At 54.8% G+C, this 16,118-nt stretch carries 13 protein-coding genes and 4 pseudogenes; 5 read left to right on the top strand and 12 right to left on the bottom strand.

The features are described from left to right. Positions 1-19: 19 nt before the first annotated feature. The 3 genes from C492_RS08520 to C492_RS08510 form a co-directional block, all read right to left on the bottom strand. Positions 20-382: a Rieske (2Fe-2S) protein gene (locus C492_RS08520; RefSeq protein WP_008422423.1), complete on the bottom strand. Its 363-nt coding sequence runs from the start codon at positions 380-382 to the stop codon at positions 20-22. 4 nt (positions 383-386) lie between these two features. After that, positions 387-1,520 carry an amidohydrolase family protein gene (locus C492_RS08515; protein ID WP_008422422.1) on the bottom strand — a complete coding sequence of 378 codons (1,134 nt, stop codon included), beginning with the start codon at positions 1,518-1,520 and terminating at the stop codon, positions 387-389. A gap of 277 nt (positions 1,521-1,797) precedes the next feature. Further along, complete coding sequence (locus C492_RS08510) at positions 1,798-2,571, bottom strand: IclR family transcriptional regulator (RefSeq protein ID WP_049892881.1); 774 nt, start codon at positions 2,569-2,571, stop codon at positions 1,798-1,800. Positions 2,572-3,060: 489 nt separating this feature from the next. Between C492_RS08510 and C492_RS08505 the strand changes: the two are divergent. From C492_RS08505 to C492_RS08490, 4 genes and pseudogenes are all read left to right on the top strand, one after another. After that, positions 3,061-3,300: pseudogene (locus C492_RS08505) on the top strand (helix-turn-helix domain-containing protein); the annotation flags it as partial. 58 nt (positions 3,301-3,358) lie between these two features. Then, complete coding sequence (locus C492_RS08500; protein WP_008422418.1) at positions 3,359-4,036, top strand: IS6 family transposase; 678 nt, start codon at positions 3,359-3,361, stop codon at positions 4,034-4,036. 8 nt (positions 4,037-4,044) lie between these two features. Then, positions 4,045-4,359: pseudogene (locus C492_RS08495) on the top strand (helix-turn-helix domain-containing protein); the annotation flags it as partial. 92 nt (positions 4,360-4,451) lie between these two features. Beyond that, positions 4,452-5,786: a CoA-binding protein gene (locus C492_RS08490; RefSeq protein ID WP_008422416.1), complete on the top strand. Its 1,335-nt coding sequence runs from the start codon at positions 4,452-4,454 to the stop codon at positions 5,784-5,786. A gap of 65 nt (positions 5,787-5,851) precedes the next feature. Here C492_RS08490 and C492_RS08485 read toward each other — a convergent pair whose 3' ends face one another. From C492_RS08485 to C492_RS08465, 7 genes and pseudogenes are all read right to left on the bottom strand, one after another. Then, positions 5,852-7,246, bottom strand: coding sequence for an SLC13 family permease (locus C492_RS08485; RefSeq protein ID WP_008422415.1), 1,395 nt, complete (start codon positions 7,244-7,246; stop codon positions 5,852-5,854). A 328-nt stretch (positions 7,247-7,574) separates the two neighbouring features. Further along, positions 7,575-8,748 (bottom strand): annotated as a pseudogene (locus tag C492_RS08480) (IS701 family transposase). Between the two features lie 89 nt (positions 8,749-8,837). Next, the gene (locus C492_RS23615) at positions 8,838-9,710 is read right to left on the bottom strand and encodes a metallophosphoesterase family protein (protein ID WP_152424855.1); all 873 of its coding nucleotides are present in this window, start codon (positions 9,708-9,710) and stop codon (positions 8,838-8,840) included. Further along, positions 9,710-10,459: a hypothetical protein gene (locus tag C492_RS23610; protein WP_152424854.1), complete on the bottom strand. Its 750-nt coding sequence runs from the start codon at positions 10,457-10,459 to the stop codon at positions 9,710-9,712. The genes C492_RS23615 and C492_RS23610 overlap by 1 nt, the downstream gene beginning before the upstream one ends. Positions 10,460-10,787: 328 nt before the next feature. Beyond that, entirely contained in the window at positions 10,788-11,891 is a 1,104-nt protein-coding gene (locus C492_RS08475; RefSeq protein ID WP_008422412.1) for a PEP/pyruvate-binding domain-containing protein, read from the bottom strand. 2 nt (positions 11,892-11,893) lie between these two features. Continuing rightward, on the bottom strand, positions 11,894-13,765 hold the full coding sequence (locus tag C492_RS08470) for a PEP-utilizing enzyme (RefSeq protein WP_008422411.1): 1,872 nt from the start codon (positions 13,763-13,765) through the stop codon (positions 11,894-11,896). 289 nt (positions 13,766-14,054) lie between these two features. Beyond that, positions 14,055-14,420, bottom strand: a pseudogene (locus tag C492_RS08465) (transposase); the annotation flags it as partial. A gap of 246 nt (positions 14,421-14,666) precedes the next feature. On the opposite strand from C492_RS08465, the gene C492_RS08460 reads away from it, so the two are divergent. Continuing rightward, entirely contained in the window at positions 14,667-15,098 is a 432-nt protein-coding gene (locus C492_RS08460; RefSeq protein WP_008422409.1) for an NUDIX hydrolase, read from the top strand. A 31-nt stretch (positions 15,099-15,129) separates the two neighbouring features. Here C492_RS08460 and C492_RS08455 read toward each other — a convergent pair whose 3' ends face one another. Both C492_RS08455 and C492_RS08450 read right to left on the bottom strand, forming a co-directional pair. Beyond that, positions 15,130-15,594, bottom strand: a complete 465-nt coding sequence (locus C492_RS08455) for a hypothetical protein (protein ID WP_008422407.1) — start codon at positions 15,592-15,594, stop codon at positions 15,130-15,132. Further along, positions 15,591-16,118, bottom strand: coding sequence for an aromatic-ring-hydroxylating dioxygenase subunit beta (locus C492_RS08450; protein ID WP_160166976.1), 528 nt, complete (start codon positions 16,116-16,118; stop codon positions 15,591-15,593). Before C492_RS08450 ends, C492_RS08455 begins: the two co-directional genes overlap by 4 nt.

Here is a 16,118-nt window from a genome sequence, read left to right as displayed (position 1 = left end):
TAGGTCGGGATGCGGCCGTTCAGATGCGAACGAGAATATCTTCGCCGTCAACGGTACAGTCGAACGTTCCGATTCGCTGTCCGGAGGCCTCGTGCTCGCCGGTCTCGAGGTCCCACTCCCAGAGGTGCCAAGGACAGGAAACAGTACACGCTTCGGCGTTGAGCCCACCACGTTCACCCGTCCAGGTATCCTCGGCGTTGATCTTCTCGTCGCCGGCTTTACAGAGTGGGGCGCGTTGGTGGGAGCACCGATTGCTGATCGCGTAGTAGTCGTCTCCGGTGTTGAAAACGGCGATCTCGATGCCGTCGATCTCGTATCCTTCGCCCTCTCCTTCGGGAATATCGCCAACCTCTGCGACCTTGGTGAAGTTATCGTCAGTCATTGATTTAGATGTCGAGGATCTCTCTGGCGTTACCGCTCAGAATCCGTTCGCGCGTATGTTCGTCGAACGCACGCGAAGTGTAGAACCACGTCGGCGGATCCAGCGTCTGGTGTGGCCAATCGCTCGAATAGATGAACATCTCGTCGGCGAGGGAGAGATCAAGCAAGTTCTCCGCGTCACCCGCTCTGCGTGGCAGCGCGAACGGCTGCGTACAGAGATAGAAGTTATCGCGGAGGTAGTCGCTCGGGGCCCGCTCGAGATAGGTCTCGCCCGAATCCATCTTCCGAGGCGTGATCTGGACGTCTTCGGGGTGCATCTCGTAGAACTCGTCCATCCGGTAGCGGAGGAACGGAACCCACCAGTGACCGCCCTCCTGAATGACCACGTTCAGGTCGGGATACTTGTCGAAAACGCCGCGCATGATCATATTGACGACGGTGACCATTGCGTGGATCGGCCAGTCGAAACCCAATACTTCGGTCCAGGTGAGCATGTCGTCGCCGATGTAGGAGTGCTGGGGCCAGTAGGCCAGCGATCCGTGGAGCAACAGCGGCATGTCGTTCTCGACTAACGTCTCGAAGACGGGATCGAACTGCTCATTGCCCCACGGCACTTTTGGATCGAACCAGGAGTACGCCGCGACGATGTTGTCCTCGTCGGCCATCCGTTCGATCTCCTCAACGGCGTAGTCGGGATCCCACTTCGGGATCATTGCCGACGTATACATGCCTTCGTCCGCGAAGTGATCGAGCATGTAGTCGTTCGCCGCCTGACAGACTGCGTTCTTCAGAACGGGATGGTGTTGTAGATTGAGGTTGTTGATCCCCGCGTTGACGATCGGTTCGTCTACGGCGATGTTTTCACAGGCCTCGTGGACGTCTTCCGCGTACTTAGCGCGACCCTGAGTGAACAAACCTTCTTGTCCCTCTTTGATCCCGTATGCGGCGTCCCACTTGCCCATTACGGGCGTCGGCCCGAACTCCGTCGTCAACTTGTCCAGCGCACGGTCGTCTTCAACGTACGTTAACAGTTCGTCTTCGAGCGGATTGACGTGAAAGTCGAGATCGACGATCTCGTCCTCGAACGCCTCTTCCGGAACCTCAGCATCCCGGTCGAGACGCTTGACTGATGACTCCATACGAACCGGTATACCCAACCATCAATAATCAAGCTTCTGGTTAGTACACAAGCGTTTCACTGATCAGAAGTGGTATATTTACTAGTATGCGTTCGGCAATTCCGAATGAAGTGGACTAATATTATCCAACTGCTAGATGAGGCGTCTGTCGATCTAGGTTCTCCATATGGGTTTACAACCATATGGTTGTTCGTTAATCAGGGACCGTTCGGCATCACCGAACGGCATGATAGAGCCGAACCCGCATCGACGACCAACGAGCGTGACAAGCCGATCCTCAGTTCTGTGGATACTGTAGCTTCAATTCGAGTTCGTTCGCTGCTTCGAGCAAGGTTGGTTTGATCTCCTCGTGACAACGATCGACGGTGAGTCGATTGGCGGGGCCGGACACGCTGATCGCGCCGTGGATCGTTTCCTGGCCCAGCACGGGCGCGCCGATCGCTCGAACCCCGTCGACCGTCTCTTTATTGTTGAGTGCGATACCCTCCTCCCGGATCCGGTCGAGCTCGGCTCGCAACTTGTTGGGGTCGGTGATCGTGTTGGGTGTCAGTTTGGGCAGCCCGTGTCGGTCGATGATCTCCTCGACGCGTTCCTCCGAGAGATACGCCAAAATGAGTTTTCCGGTCGCGAGGTGGTGGAGCCGCGCTCGACCGCCGACGCTCGCGTGGGTCTGGACCGCTCGTTCACCCATCGCCTTGTCTAGATAGACAGCCTTCCCGTGTTCTTCGACGATGATCCACGCGACTTCCCCGGTCTCGGCCGCTAATTCTTCGAGGATCGGCCCACCCATCCGACCGATCGCGCGGTTGTTCTTGACGAACATACCATGCTCGAGAAACTTGAGGCTGAGTTCGTATTCGTCGCCGCTTCGGAGTACGTATTCGTTGCTCTCGAGCGTTGCGAGGTGACTGTGAATCGTACTTTTGGCGAACTCGAGTTCGCCGGTCAGTTCAGCTAGTGTCGCCCCATTGAGCGACTGTAACGCATTGAGAATCTCCAACACTGTGTCGGTCGTCTTGACCCGTCGTTTGGGGTCATCACCCGTTGTCATATCCGTTGGATGCCTACGAGAGACAAAATGTTTTCGGAGAAGCGTGTTTCTGGACGTAGCGAACGACAAATTCCTACGTAGAGAACGTAGAGATTGTCCAGCGTCGCGGTCGGCTCTGGACCAGCGCCTTGGGGCGAGGTGAAAGCACTATCAAGTGCAACTTCACTCTTGTTTGAGACGATTATTCCCTCACGGCCTCGAGGCAGGTCCGGACACTCGATACGCGATTCGTTTCTGTACCAGCGAGGCAGCAAGGGACGAACGGTCTCGGTAACGGCGGTTTCGATCGCCTCGAGTACCCCAATCGCGACCGGGGAAGTCTGGCTGTGCAACTCGAGGGCGAGAAGTCGATCGCATTCACGAACCTCGGCGGCGATATGAAAAATTCTCACGGAATTTGACGAACGACGCTTGAAGCACCGATTGCAGCCATTATCAGCAGGAGGCTGGGTTAAGTTTTTTATGTAGCGTTTCGCAGACCCAACCAGGATGAACGACGAGCAATCCTTCGACGTCTCTCCTCGCGATATAGCGATTTTGAAAGCGCGAGTCGACAATCCGACGTCGTCAACGCGAGAACTCAGTCAGATCCTCGAGGAAGAGTACGGAATCTCGCTGTCACACAATCGAATCAACGAGATTCTCCGAACGATGTCCGAAGAGGAGACTTTCCGCGAAATGATCCTTCCGAACCGGGAGATCTTTCGCCATTACCTGTTCCGGGTCTCGGCACTGTCTAGTTGAGCCAGTTTGAGAAGTGAGCAGGTCGTTGAGTTCGTTGGATCAAATGCTCGCAGACCTGCTCAGCGAGAGCTACGACACGGATTTAGAAGAATCTTGGGAGAATGAGCGGACGGCGACGCCCGTCAGGGCGTTCGCCGTCCGCCTCCATCAGGCCGGTTGTTCTCTCCGAGAGACAACAACGATTCTCGCTGAATTAGGCGTTGAGCGCTCTCATGGAGCTGTCTGGAACTGGGTACATCGGCTGGCTGACAGCGAACGCGACCCGCCGACGGCGACGCCGTCGCGGGTCGCTGTCGACGAAACCGCTGTCAAGATCAATGGCGAGTGGTCTTGGTTGTACGCTGCAATAGACATCGATACAAAATTGATTCTCGACGTCGCGTTATTTAGTCGGCATGGCACTGATCCGGCAGCTGCATTTCTGCATGGACTCCGTGAGAAACACGATCTCTCCGAGGCTGAGTTTCTCGTCGATCAATTTGGCTATCGGACTGCCCTTGCTCGATTAGGGTTGAACGGTCGGGTGAACTATACCGACCGAAACCTCGTCGAAAAGTGGTTTCATACCTTCAAAATTCGAGTCGACCGTTTTCATAATTCGTGGGTGGGCAGTCGGGAGAGCGCACGCGAATGGATTGAACAGTTCGTGCATTACTACAATCATCAAAGACCGCATCAATCGCTCGATGGACAAACGCCAGCTGAGGAGGTGCTGAACTAGACAGTGCCCGGGTCTCGTTTAATTTTCCGAACTTCGAGGACAACTGGTACGAGTGTTACGACGCTCTTCAGAACGATCCGCATGTGCTAATGTTCTTTACCGCGGACAGCGACTACCAGTGGCATATCATCGCACAGTTCCGGACGGATAGCCGGATGGAGAACTGGGTGCACGATTTCTTCGTCGATCACGGCGAACTCATCTCACAGTTCCATAATACGATGCTGCACAGCGTTCACAAGTTCAAAACCGAAGCGGCCGTCTTCGACAACATTCTCGCCGAAACGGCAGAGGGACGACAGTATCTCGAGCACGACGAGTGATAGAATTACAGATACATGAATAACCCCATAGTTTCCGTCTCTCGATATCCGCATTCCGTAATATCTATTACATTGTTCGGCAATCTCACGGTATGGGAGTAACCGATTTCTTCGATCCGGACGGAATCGCCGTCATCGGAGCGTCAAAGACCCCCGGGAAGATGGGTAACGACGCGATGACGAATATTCGTTCGTACGACGGGGACGTCTATCCGGTCAATCCCTCGAGTTCAGGAAGCGTCTACGGCCACGAGTTCGTCGACTCTATCCACGACGCCGACGCCGATCTCGCGCTGTGTTGCGTGCCCAGCCCGGTCGTTCCGGAGGTTCTCGAAGAGTGTGGCGAAGCCGGCGTTGGTGCGGCGGTAATCCTCGCTGGCGGTTTCGCGGAAGTCGACGACGAGGGGCAGGAACTCGAGGATGAAGTCATCCGGATCGCCGACGAGTACGACATCACGGTCCTCGGGCCGAACACGGCTGGCTACTGCATTCCGCATCTCGATCTTTACGGTTCGTTCGTTCCGCAGATCCGCGAGGTTGAGACGGGCAACGTCGCCCTCCTCGTCCAGAGCGGTGGTGTCGGGATCACGTCGTCCTTTCAGCTGGATAGTGAAGCGTACGGTGTCTCGTCCATGTTCGGACTCGGAAACCGGGCGAATACCGGCTTTGCGGATCTCATTCCGGTACTTGACGATGACCCTCGAACCGACGCGGTCGCTATCCATATCGAGGGGACTGAAGACGTAGAGGCCACGCTCGAGGCCTGTCGGAACGCGGAGACGCCGATCGTCGCGTACAAGGTCGGTAGCGAGGACATCAGCGAATTCGTTCGGTCGCACACCGCCGCCCCGATTCAAGGACGTGAGGTGTACGAGGACGCACTCGCTGAGGAGGGTGTCGTGTTCGTCGATTCGATTACCGAACTCTTGGATGCCAGCCGCGCTATCGCCAACTCGCCGGTTCCGGATGGTCGAAACGTCGGCGTCGTCACGGCCCAGGCTGGCCCTGGAATTATCATTGCGGACGAACTCGACGAAGGCGGCGCCAAGTTCCCCGACCTCGCAAGCGAGACCCAGCAGCGGGTCGATGACGTTCTAGAGGGGATTACCTATACGAAGAACCCGGTCGATACCGGGCGACCACTACCTGAATTTGGACAGGTCATTGATGCTGTTGCTCGTGACGACAGCGTCGACATTGTCGTCGTCTACGAGATCTACGAGGACTCGCTGGGATACCCGCTCGAGGAACTGGAGGCCCTCGCTGAGGAAGTCGACAAGCCAATCTTCTTTACGGTCGCCGGACCGGTGTCGTCGCTTGAGGATGAACGCCTTCGGATGGAGGAGTTCGGAATCACGACGTTCTATGGACCGGAACGAGGCGCTCACGCCGTTACGGCACTGATTGATTCGATCGACGACACGTAAGTTCGGCTGACGGCTTGGTTACCGAATCGGCCTTCGCTTCTCGAGGAATTCGATAGAATGGAAACTCAGTAGAGGAGCGTGAAGAACGCGAACTGCAGCGGGAGCAAGACGACGATCGTTGCGAGCGAGCAAGCCACCGTCGTTCGAACGACTTCCCCGGTATCGGCGGTTCCTTCTGCCAAAATAACCACGAGAACCGCCGACTGGTAGGGGAAGAAGTACGAACTCAGCGCCAGAGCTTCCGACATCAGCACCGGCGTCAGCGGTAACCCTGCGGCTTCCGCGTATGGGATGAGGACGGGCGTGAGGACGCTTGCAACGGCCAATCCTTCCATCAGAAACGCAAGTAGGAACGTGATTCCGAAGACGACTGCGAAGATGATCGCTAGCGATGCTTCTGTCGGTACCAGCGCAAGCAGGTAGTCGGCTGCCTCGTCGGTGAATCCCGTCTGTGTTAGTCCATCGCCGATGGCGAACACGGCGGCAATGAAAAACAGGATCGAGAAGTCAGTCTCGCCGACGTTCTGGAAGTCGGCGACACCAATCCGCGGCAGGAAAGCAAGCGCGACGACAACGACCGCGCCGACGACCGGGTGGATGCCGTGAACGAAGTCGGTCGCCCAGATCCCCGTTCCCACGAGGAGAAAGGCAAGCATGCGTTTTTCAGTACTCGTGGCACCGTTCCGGTTCAGTTCCGGTATGTCAATCCTCGAGTCGGAATCGGGCCGAAACAGATAATAGACGACTCCACAGACGAGCAATACTCGCGTCAGACCCATAACGGGGTACATGTGGAATAACCACTCTGTCCATGAGACGTGATGGTCCGCGATCGATCCGCCGAAACCGGTGATCATGATGTTCGGAAGATCAGCAGTGAGGATGCCTGAAGACCCGTAGAACGTGGCGAACGCGGGTCCGAGGAAGAGTCCGACCCGCGCCGAGCGATCCGAGAAGAGATCGCCGGTCTCCTTGAGGATTGGCGCGATGATGAGGATGCGCACGAGAGCCGAAGGAATAAAAAAGGCGAGAGCGTGGCCCCCGATCGAAAGCGCGAGTAGCAGTCGGCGGTAGGTCCAAATCGGTCGCGCGCTGGCTGATTCGGAGACTGTCCGAGCCGTGATACTGGTCCCGACCCAATTGGCGAGGCCACTTTTGCGAGCCGCCTCGCCCATCAGTAGCCCGAAGCCGATAAGCCATGTCGCCGGCTTTTGGAATCCGGTCAGCGCGAGGTCGGTCGAGAATACGATGGCGATGAGACCGATTCCGATCAGCCCCGTATAGGCAGGCGGTATCGGCGTGAGAATCCAGAGGACGATACAGAACAGCGTGATCGAAAGCATCCACGCAATTCCGGCCATTTCGGCGAATAGTCCCCAGATCGACGCGGCAACGATAACGGCGACGAAGAATGCGATCGGTGGGTCTCGCGCCTTTTCGATCAGTGTCCGACGATTCATCACTGATACCCTCACACAACGCTAGGTTAAATCTATCGGGATACGGAAATATTTCCCGTTTGGGCACGGTCTAGTTCAGCACTTCAGCTGGCGTGGCACTGTCTATATAAGGAAAACCACAAGACGTCGATACGGTGAATGTGTAGCGAAGCCCGTACCACCATCTACCCTTTAACACAAGTGAGACTCGAGCGGTGAGCAGCGAAGATTCGACTACTTCAACACACTTCCCAAGGTAAGTGATCCTCTCATCTTTCAATAAGGACGCTTCGACAGCCTCTGAAACGCCGTTCTACACCAGAAGTGCTTAACTACTTGACTTCGCACGTTAGACGAACATCCCGTCGATCTGGTGCATTAGCTCGTCGATACTGCGGTCTGGACTGGTTAGTGCCCATGGGAGAAGGTTCTGAACGCTTTCGCGGAAGGATCGCTTGATGTCGTTGCGGAGTGAACTCGCATGTCCGAGGATCGTTCCAAGGGCGCTGTGTGCAGCACCGAACTTGAGGAGACTGTAGGCCAGCATCAGCAGGTGCCAGTGCCGACTGGCACCTGCGGCGTGCCGTAACTCGCAGTCGCCAAAACCAAGATCCTGCTTGGTGTCCCTGAAGAACGTCTCTACTCGCCATCTCATCGCGTACAACTCGATGAGATGGCTTGCTGGCGCGTCGATCTTATTCGACACGATACACTTCACGTTCGGTTCCTCGTCTTCGTCGCTTGATTCTTTCTTGGTGATCAGGAGTTTTACCTCCCCAAGACGACCGACCTCACGTTTCTGTATCCAGATGTGGTAGGTATCGTCATTGACGGTTCGCGGAACCGTGTCGATGCACTGGCTGAGCGCATCGACACGGTTTCGATCACCGCCATAGGTGACACGTGTATCGCTCTTGACGGCTGAAACCCACTCTTTCCCGTATCCTTCGAGATGAGTGACGAACTCCTCGGTACTGTAGAACATATCGAAGAGATAGGTGTCCCAGCGGACACCTATCTCGATGAGTTCGTCAACAAGTTCGATAGCGAGTTCAACGCGGCGTTTGTCGTTTTTCTTGTAGAGGCGAAAGCCGAGTGGGTAGGTGGTTTTCTCGTCGGCGTAGAGTGCGTAGACGATGTTCTGTCCCCAGATGTAGCTGTGGATACCGTGGTCGTAGTATTATCCCTGCCTGAGGGATTTTCTTGCCCGTTTTGTGCGTGAAGGTGTCGTCGATAATGACGACACCTTCACTGCTCCATCTCGTGTCATCGGTTTGTTGGAGGAGTGCGAGACGTTCTCTGTTGAGCTGATCTTCGTCCCAGTCGTACTCGGTGAGGAACTTGTTCAAAGCACGTTCGCTCTTGGCCGGAAGAACAATATTCGAGATGCCTTGGACGGTCTTGTTGCTGGCCGCAACAAGACCTGTCACGTAGGTTTTGGCGTGGTGTTTCTGCCGCGTCGAGAAACACTCGAACTGGTCGATTGGCTCAGTACACGACAGGAAAGACGTTATTGGCAGCATCCACGTTTCACACGCTCTCTACGGGCTCTAACGAGATAACGTGCGAAGTCAAGTAACTAGACAGTGCCTACCTTCGTATAGTGTCGGCCTCAGTCGAAAGTTTTGTTCAAAATTGTGTTTTCTTTTCCTGTATCATGATCGACCGTAGTGACTATAGCGCCAGTCGAGTCTACATCTAGATACGCGTACGTCGTTACGCCTCCGTCATAGACGTGGTGGTAGTGTTTCTTGTATAGGTATTCAACACCATCTACGTTCGAAGAACCCTCCGTTTGAGTCTGTGAGGTATGGCCTTGCGGACAAATCACTTTATCGTATGACGAGAGAATATCGTGTATCGCTCGGTGGTTCCGGCAGACCCAGTAGAGTTCAGATGCGCTCTGACTATCTGTCTCCGATGACGCGTTGGGATCTCCAGGAGTGAACCAAGCGTGATGATGGAAGTAGACGATCTTAGCATTGTCTCCCGCCCGTGAGAGCTCACGGTCAAGCCACTGTAAGTCCTTGTAAGGGACATAGCCGCTCGTCCATCCGTAACCCATCTCCGGAGATCCACTAACCCAGCCGTTTCCGGCAGTATTCACCATCAACACTGTAACGTCATCATATTCTTTTTTATATTTAAGGTGAGCACGCTCATCAGATTCTAGGAAATACTGTAGCGGAACATCATGATTACCAGGCGTACAGACGACGTTATCACCATATCCGCTATTATCGACTAGCTCCCAGAATCGATCATAAAACGCCGGCCACGAATGTTCATATTCACTGTCCCAAAATGCATCGCTCTGAAAGACAGCGTCTCCGTTGAAGAATAGATCTTCTATTCCGTACGTTTCAAAGAGTGAAACGATGTCTTCTGTAAGGCACTCTCCCGCACCTGGTAGGTCAGTCCGTCCCACGTTAGATGAAGAAAAAGGATCAACATGACTATCGGATAGCCAGCCAATTCGAACCATTAGAGCGCCTCCAGTTCTAATGATACAGTAGTCGCACCTTTGATCGTTGATGCCGTCTTCGGATCGTCGGTTTTTGCCTCTATAATGAATGTATTTATTGGATATTCGGAGTCGTTGGCACCTTCTCCCGCCGGACTACCCGAAACAACATCTTCGAACTCCGTCAGATACACTTCGTCGTATATCTGTGTCGTCCCTTTTCCTGATAATTCGATAATCGTCTCTGTAGATGACTGATCTTTGTCAAGAGGAACGAATTCACCGGACTCAGCTACGTTACCCGGTTTATTCGCAATAGAAAGACGAAGACTTGTAGTAGACGAGGGCTCGGCCTCAAAGTGAACGACAGTGCGGAGGATAGGAACTTGACCGGGTGCAAACGGAATCGATCCATATCCAATGTTTGATCCGGTTTCCTTGTATGATGTAGTATCTACCGTTGTATCCTTATTGAATGGTTGGATCATCCACGCAGGTTGCCTCGTCCCACTTATCTGCAAAGAGTGAGAATACGGACCAATATCTATTTTACCGAATTTATCTCCAGGAAGAACTTCGTCAATCTGTATAGAGGATTTCATAGATCCATCTTGGCTAGTGATAGTACTTGAAGTGTTTTCCTTCTCTAACCTACCAGATTTGCCTGAGACACTGGTAGCACCGAACAGCGAGCTTAGACCGATCATGGTCGATCTTCTCGTAAATGAGGGGGTAGCGATGGTTTTCTTTCTATTGGTATTGTCTGGCATGGCACTAACTCTTCAATGACTAGTATTAAATAATTTTTGGTGGTTTCAGGTATTGCTCCGTGAGTTGTACTGAACCGCAGATGTCCGAAGTTAGTTGCATATCCTCGGAATATGCCAGTTTTCTCGGCTAATTTATCATCAGTACATCACAAAGCCGGTTAGGGCACTGTCTAGATAAGGAACGAGCAGTTCGAAGAGCTATAGTAATCCTCAGAAGTTTCTGGTCACGGATACCGATGAGCCAGTGGACGTCGGCAGATAGCAGTTGAGTCTGGTCGTTTGTACTGCAAAGACTTCCAGATTCTACTATAGTGATTCATGCTACTGACTAGAGATTGTCGAGAACCTGATGCGCCGCATTGCTCGTATCGGGTTCGCTGTCGGTACTCTGCTGTCCGTCTTCCTGTTTCCACGCAGTCTCCGGCCGACTCTGTAAGATGAAGACCTGGTTGTCGTCGTCCTGCTCTTCAATCGCCCACTCGATGTCCTGTGGTTCGTCATAGTATTTTTCGATGGACTTCGCCAGGTCGGTCAGGTCGATAATTTCGTTGGCCGTCAACGAGGGCACGTCCTGTTTGTCGTCTTCGACGGTTGCCTCCTCGATTCCGTTGTCAGTCGGCGTGATCATCATGCTTTTCTGCTGGATGTCGCGATCGACGATCTTGTAGACGGGTTTGTCGACGAGGAAACTGTCCGGCGTGACCCGACCGCTTACGACGGCCTCGCCGAGCCCCCAGTTTGCCTCAATTCGGACTTTCGACAGATCGCCATTCGCCGGATTGAGCGTGAACATCACGCCAGACGTCCGGGCGTCGACCATCTTCTGGATGCCAACGCTGATGAGGACCTCGTCGTGATCGAATCCGTTCTCCTCGCGGTAGACGATCGCTCGAGTGGTAAACAGGCTGGCCATGCACGCTTTTGTGCGTTGTAGGATCGATTCTACGTCCCGTACGTTGAGGTAGGTGTCCTGCTGTCCGGCAAAACTGCTATCCGGAAGATCCTCTGCCGTCGCCGAGGAGCGAACTGCGACTCGCAGGTCGCTCGTACTCACATCCGATCGGAGCCGGTCCCACGACTCCTCGAGTTCTTCGACGAGAAAGTCCGGAAACGCAACGTCTTTGATGCGCTTACGAATGTCCTCGCTCGCTTCGGCTGCGGTGCCTTCGTCGTCGACATCGATTTCGGACAGCCGGTCAGTGATGTATCCTCTGAGTCCCTGTTCGTCGATAAACGCCTCGTAGAAGTCAGTCGTGACGGCGAATCCTGGCGGAACTTGCACGTCTTTGCCGATATCCATCAGTTCTCCCAGAGAAGCGTTTTTCCCTCCGACGAGGTCGATATTATCTTTCGTGCACTCCTCGGAGTCAAAATGGAGCGTGTACGTTGGGTCAGTCATTGTTTGTTGGTAATGGCCGTTCAGTCGTCTCATACCTATTCCGCTCGCTCGAGGATTTCGACCTCTCCCGTATTCCCGTCGACGCGGATTCGATCGCCCGTCTGAATATTCGACGTCGCCGCACCGGTTCCTGTAACAGCCGGGAGCCCGTATTCACGACAGACGATCGCGGTGTGACTCGTCGCGCCCCCGTTATCCGTAACGGCTCCGGCCACTTTGGAGAAGACCGGCGTCCAGTCCGGATTCGTAAGCGGAGAGACGAGTATCTCGTCGCGTTTCACCTCGCTCAGTTCGCTTCCGGACTTGACCACTCGCGCCCTCCCCTCGGCCGTACCCGACGAGGAGGCGAAGCCATCTATCTCATTGCTGTCTTCCTCCTGCGTGGAACCGAGCCAGTTTTGAACGGTTTCGGTCGTAATCCCCCAGAGCATGACTACCATTGGATCCGTGACCTCTTCGGGCGGTTCACCGAGCGCCGGTGGCGGCGACCACTCCTTGGCGGCGTCGAGGATCCGCTTTCGTTTCTCGGCTTCCTCCGCCCAGTACTCCGGTATGTGTGCGCCTTTTCCCTGCGACCAGACGAGAGCGAGGTCCGCGAGGAGCTCCGGCACCTCGTTCCGACCGAACAGTGTGATATCCCGAGGCGTCTCAAGGAGGCCGTGGTTCACCAGGAGTTCACCAAACTCGTCGAGCTTCTCGAAGATGATCGTGTGAAGCCAGTTTTCGATCCAGAATTGGTGGTCCTCGGCGTAATTGTAGACGTCGAGCACCAGTTGGTGTGCCTGGTCGAACTGCGCGCGTTCCTCCTCGTCGAGGTACCCCCGGTACTCGTCGACAACCCGCTGGCGGTCTTCTTGGAGCGCATCGAGATCGCGTCGGATTTCTTCGTTCTCTTGGAGTGCCTGCACCTTCTTATCTAGGTGTTCGAACGGTTGCTCGAGGGTATCAAGCCACGACCCCTCTTCACTGTGATAGCCGCGGCTGACAGTGATATGGAACCAGGGGTCCTTCGCGTCCTTGAAGGCCTCGAGGAACTCGCGACCCGCGTCGGTCTCCTCGAGACGGTCGAGTTTTTCGTCAGGATCGGCCGCTGAAGTGAGAATCTCCGGGACCTCCTCACCCAGTTCTACCGCCTGATGGGCGAGATCGTTCAAAACCGTATCGGCGAGGAACAAGTCGGTCTCGAGACCGGTAACCATCTCTCCGATTGCGTTGTCACTAATATCGGGGAAGAGTTCGTCGCACGTCCGCTTGAAGGAGAGGTACGCCAGATACACGAGATTGAGGTACTCAAAGTGTCGCTGCCAGCCTCGCAGCGTCAGCTCCTGTAATCGATTGTAATTACTCTGGACGTCGACAGTTTCCGAGTGGAGCCCCTTTGATTCGAAGACAACCTCCTCGGGGGCGTACTCGGGGAATCGGTCGGGGACCTCGAGATCGCGGATCTCCTGTCCAATCTCTTTGACCGCGGGAAGCCACTCGTCCTCATAGAGCGCTTCGAAGTTATTGTAGATGTACTCGCTTCTTTCACCGAACACCGACTCCCGTTCCTCGAGCAGGTCTGGATCCGTACACGGGACGGGCGTGGCGTATGAGTAGCCAGCGATGATTCGAAGGTCGATCCCCATCGCCGGCGGAACTGCGAATACCCGGCTCTGGGCCTGCGACAGTTGCATCGCAATCGATTCGACACAGAGCGTGATATCCCACGGACACAGCGGCGTTGGACTATCCTTCTGGTCCCAGAACCAGAATCGATCTCGTTCCAGTTCCGATCGCTCCGGTGATTCCCCGAACCGGAAGTACCGGGGATACATTTCTTCCCAGCCCTCACACTCCTCGGGCACTTCAACGGCGTCCGGCCACGGGAATCGGTCCTCTAGTTCGTTGGTGCTGGCATTCGACATGATTGTCTATAACACCCTACATATGTAGCGTACCCGTTCCCTATTATATTTTTGGGATGCTCTTACGTAGCACATTGCTGTCCCGTTTCGACGTGACAAGGCTACCGAGCAAGTAAGACGCAGAAGGCACTGGTGAATAGAATTCTGAGCCAGTGACTACAGCCTGCCACCGAGAAGATGATCTCAAACTCTCCCTATCTCCATATTTCTCTGTCATTCGAAGCTGAGACGGTAGAGTGGAGAGAGCCGCCGCTGTAAGCGATGGCGATCCCACGGGCTTGAGGTGAACTCATCCGTACGAGCGCAATGATGGGTTCCACCGTGTTCGGATTATGCGGATCGCTTCCGGCACGCCACCCCGTAGTGGGTGGCAGTGCCAGAACCACTCGACCAGCACGTAGCCAATTAACGTACAGAGCAATTCGAATAAGACGCCGTTCACCGATTGTGAGTGGAAGTTCTCGATGTTCGTATACTGCTTTAGGTCATGAAACAGAATCTCGATTAATGTCCGAAGCGTGTAGATGTTCATCACGTCCACAGGATCGTATTCCTTTGGAGATAGCGCCGTTAGATACGCTATCTCCTCTCCGTCCACGTCATCAAACACGATCTGCCGAAACGTTTCGCCGGTCTCGACCAGTTCAATCTGCTCCGTAGGATCGCTAGCCAAGGCTTGATTTCGGTGTGGTCACTGATCCAGCCGCCGGTAAGAAACCAATATACAGCGGTTGATCCTACGGATAACTATTGTTCGGCGAAGATTATAGACGGCACATTTGAGCACTATCTCGCGGAACTCCAAACGGCTTTGTGAAGTACTGAGCCTATTTTTGCTTTGCTCGAGGCGATCCCCTGCCGTTAGCAGTAAGACTTAGTACATGAATTCTGTATTATTCGTATGCACACGCTGGTCGCTTCGGTCGTAATTCGGGCTGGTAACGACGTTCTCCTCGTAGAAGAAGGGAAAGAAGCGGTGCGAGGCACGTGGAATTTGCCCGGCGGACGGGTCGAAGCGGGCGAGGATCCGACAAAGACGGCAGTGAGAGAAGTTGGGGAGGAAGTGGGTGCTGATGTGGATTTGCTCGGATTCGTCGGCGCGTACATCGGCAGCGATGTGTTCGTCGACGGGCCGTTTATCGCGGTCACGTATCGAGGCGAGCTGTCGGGGGAGCCGCGGACGGTTCCCACGGATACCGTCGAAGCGGTCGAGTGGGTCAATCCGAAAGACTTCGCCGGGTTAACGCTGCGATCTCCCTACGTGCGCCGTGCAGTGGCCGATGCCAGCGAACGGACACTCCCCCTAGATGTCGTTCGGTCGGTCGTAGAATAGCCCTTGTTTCGATCAGTGATCGTCGTTTCAGTCAGTGATCGTGCGGTCCGTGCGGGGTCTCCAGGAACTCCGAAACCAACTTGGTTTCGTGGAGAGAGAGCGCGCTGAGCATCTCAGGAGTCAATTGGAGCGCCGTTTTTTTGACGAGCGACCGCACGAGAAGTTGCTCACCCGCTGGGGTCCGTATTTTCGAAACCTCAACGTCAGCGTACTCGTTGCTGATCTCGAACGACTCACCGGAGTCCGACGCGATCTCCCCCTTGTCGCGAACGGAGGAATCACAATCGAGCCGATCGACGATGTTTGGCTCCGTCTGCCAGGAGAGACTCTCGAGACCGAGCGCATCGATTCGAATCTGCGTCGCTGTTTCCCCCGTCTCACTGTCCGATTCTATCTCGACGAGTTGGCCTCGTGGCGTTAGCAGCTTCCGAACGGTGACCGCCTCGGGGCCGTCGCCTACGTCGAACTCCGACGCAATGGTGGTTCGTGCGTTCATAGGAACACGGAAATTTTGTCGATTTTCGGAACCGCGTGATCGAGGTACACGTCGCGCTTCGCGATAGTGAACGTCTCGCCGTCCGGACGGAGAACGTCCTTTCGCCGACCAGCGAGGAACGTATACGACTCCGAGTCGCCCTGCCCATAGTAGAGGAGCAGGTAACTCTTCGCTTCGACGGTACCGTCGTCTCTCTTACTGGCGCGAACGTTCGAGACGAATCGACGCGTTCGAGACGGCGGTCGCTCGGACCACGCGTACTCTGACTCGAACCGCTGCACCCGTGCCTTCAGCGATCCATAGTCTTCGTCAAAGTAATACGCCGATGAACTGAAGTTATCGTTCGTGTGCTCTCGAGTGATCCGAAGCGGCGCTTTGTACTCGATATCTTCGTCGAGCAGTGAGAGCCACGCCTTCTGCTCACGTCGATCTAGTAGGGCCGCTTCCTCGTAGAGAAACCGTTCGACACGTTCCTTGCAGAGGAACTGCTCTATTTCCGCCGTTTGCTCTTCGTTCACAGCCAT

The sequence above is a fragment of the Natronococcus jeotgali DSM 18795 genome (assembly GCF_000337695.1).
GTDB classification, from domain to species: Archaea; Halobacteriota; Halobacteria; order Halobacteriales; family Natrialbaceae; genus Natronococcus; species Natronococcus jeotgali.
This window is presented reverse-complemented; position numbering and strand designations above follow the sequence as displayed.

What these genes read in the sequence shown, in the direction of transcription:
- C492_RS08520 (WP_008422423.1), bottom strand. Translation starts at nt 382, where the DNA reads ATGACTGACGATAACTTCACCAAGGTCGCAGAGGTTGGCGATATTCCC.
- C492_RS08515 (WP_008422422.1), bottom strand. Translation starts at nt 1,520, where the DNA reads ATGGAGTCATCAGTCAAGCGTCTCGACCGGGATGCTGAGGTTCCGGAA.
- C492_RS08510 (WP_049892881.1), bottom strand. Translation starts at nt 2,571, where the DNA reads ATGACAACGGGTGATGACCCCAAACGACGGGTCAAGACGACCGACACA.
- C492_RS08500 (WP_008422418.1), top strand. Translation starts at nt 3,359, where the DNA reads ATGCTCGCAGACCTGCTCAGCGAGAGCTACGACACGGATTTAGAAGAA.
- C492_RS08490 (WP_008422416.1), top strand. Translation starts at nt 4,452, where the DNA reads ATGGGAGTAACCGATTTCTTCGATCCGGACGGAATCGCCGTCATCGGA.
- C492_RS08485 (WP_008422415.1), bottom strand. Translation starts at nt 7,246, where the DNA reads ATGAATCGTCGGACACTGATCGAAAAGGCGCGAGACCCACCGATCGCA.
- C492_RS23615 (WP_152424855.1), bottom strand. Translation starts at nt 9,710, where the DNA reads ATGGTTCGAATTGGCTGGCTATCCGATAGTCATGTTGATCCTTTTTCT.
- C492_RS23610 (WP_152424854.1), bottom strand. Translation starts at nt 10,459, where the DNA reads ATGCCAGACAATACCAATAGAAAGAAAACCATCGCTACCCCCTCATTT.
- C492_RS08475 (WP_008422412.1), bottom strand. Translation starts at nt 11,891, where the DNA reads ATGAGACGACTGAACGGCCATTACCAACAAACAATGACTGACCCAACG.
- C492_RS08470 (WP_008422411.1), bottom strand. Translation starts at nt 13,765, where the DNA reads ATGTCGAATGCCAGCACCAACGAACTAGAGGACCGATTCCCGTGGCCG.
- C492_RS08460 (WP_008422409.1), top strand. Translation starts at nt 14,667, where the DNA reads ATGCACACGCTGGTCGCTTCGGTCGTAATTCGGGCTGGTAACGACGTT.
- C492_RS08455 (WP_008422407.1), bottom strand. Translation starts at nt 15,594, where the DNA reads ATGAACGCACGAACCACCATTGCGTCGGAGTTCGACGTAGGCGACGGC.
- C492_RS08450 (WP_160166976.1), bottom strand. Translation starts at nt 16,118, where the DNA reads ATGGCTGTGAACGAAGAGCAAACGGCGGAAATAGAGCAGTTCCTCTGC.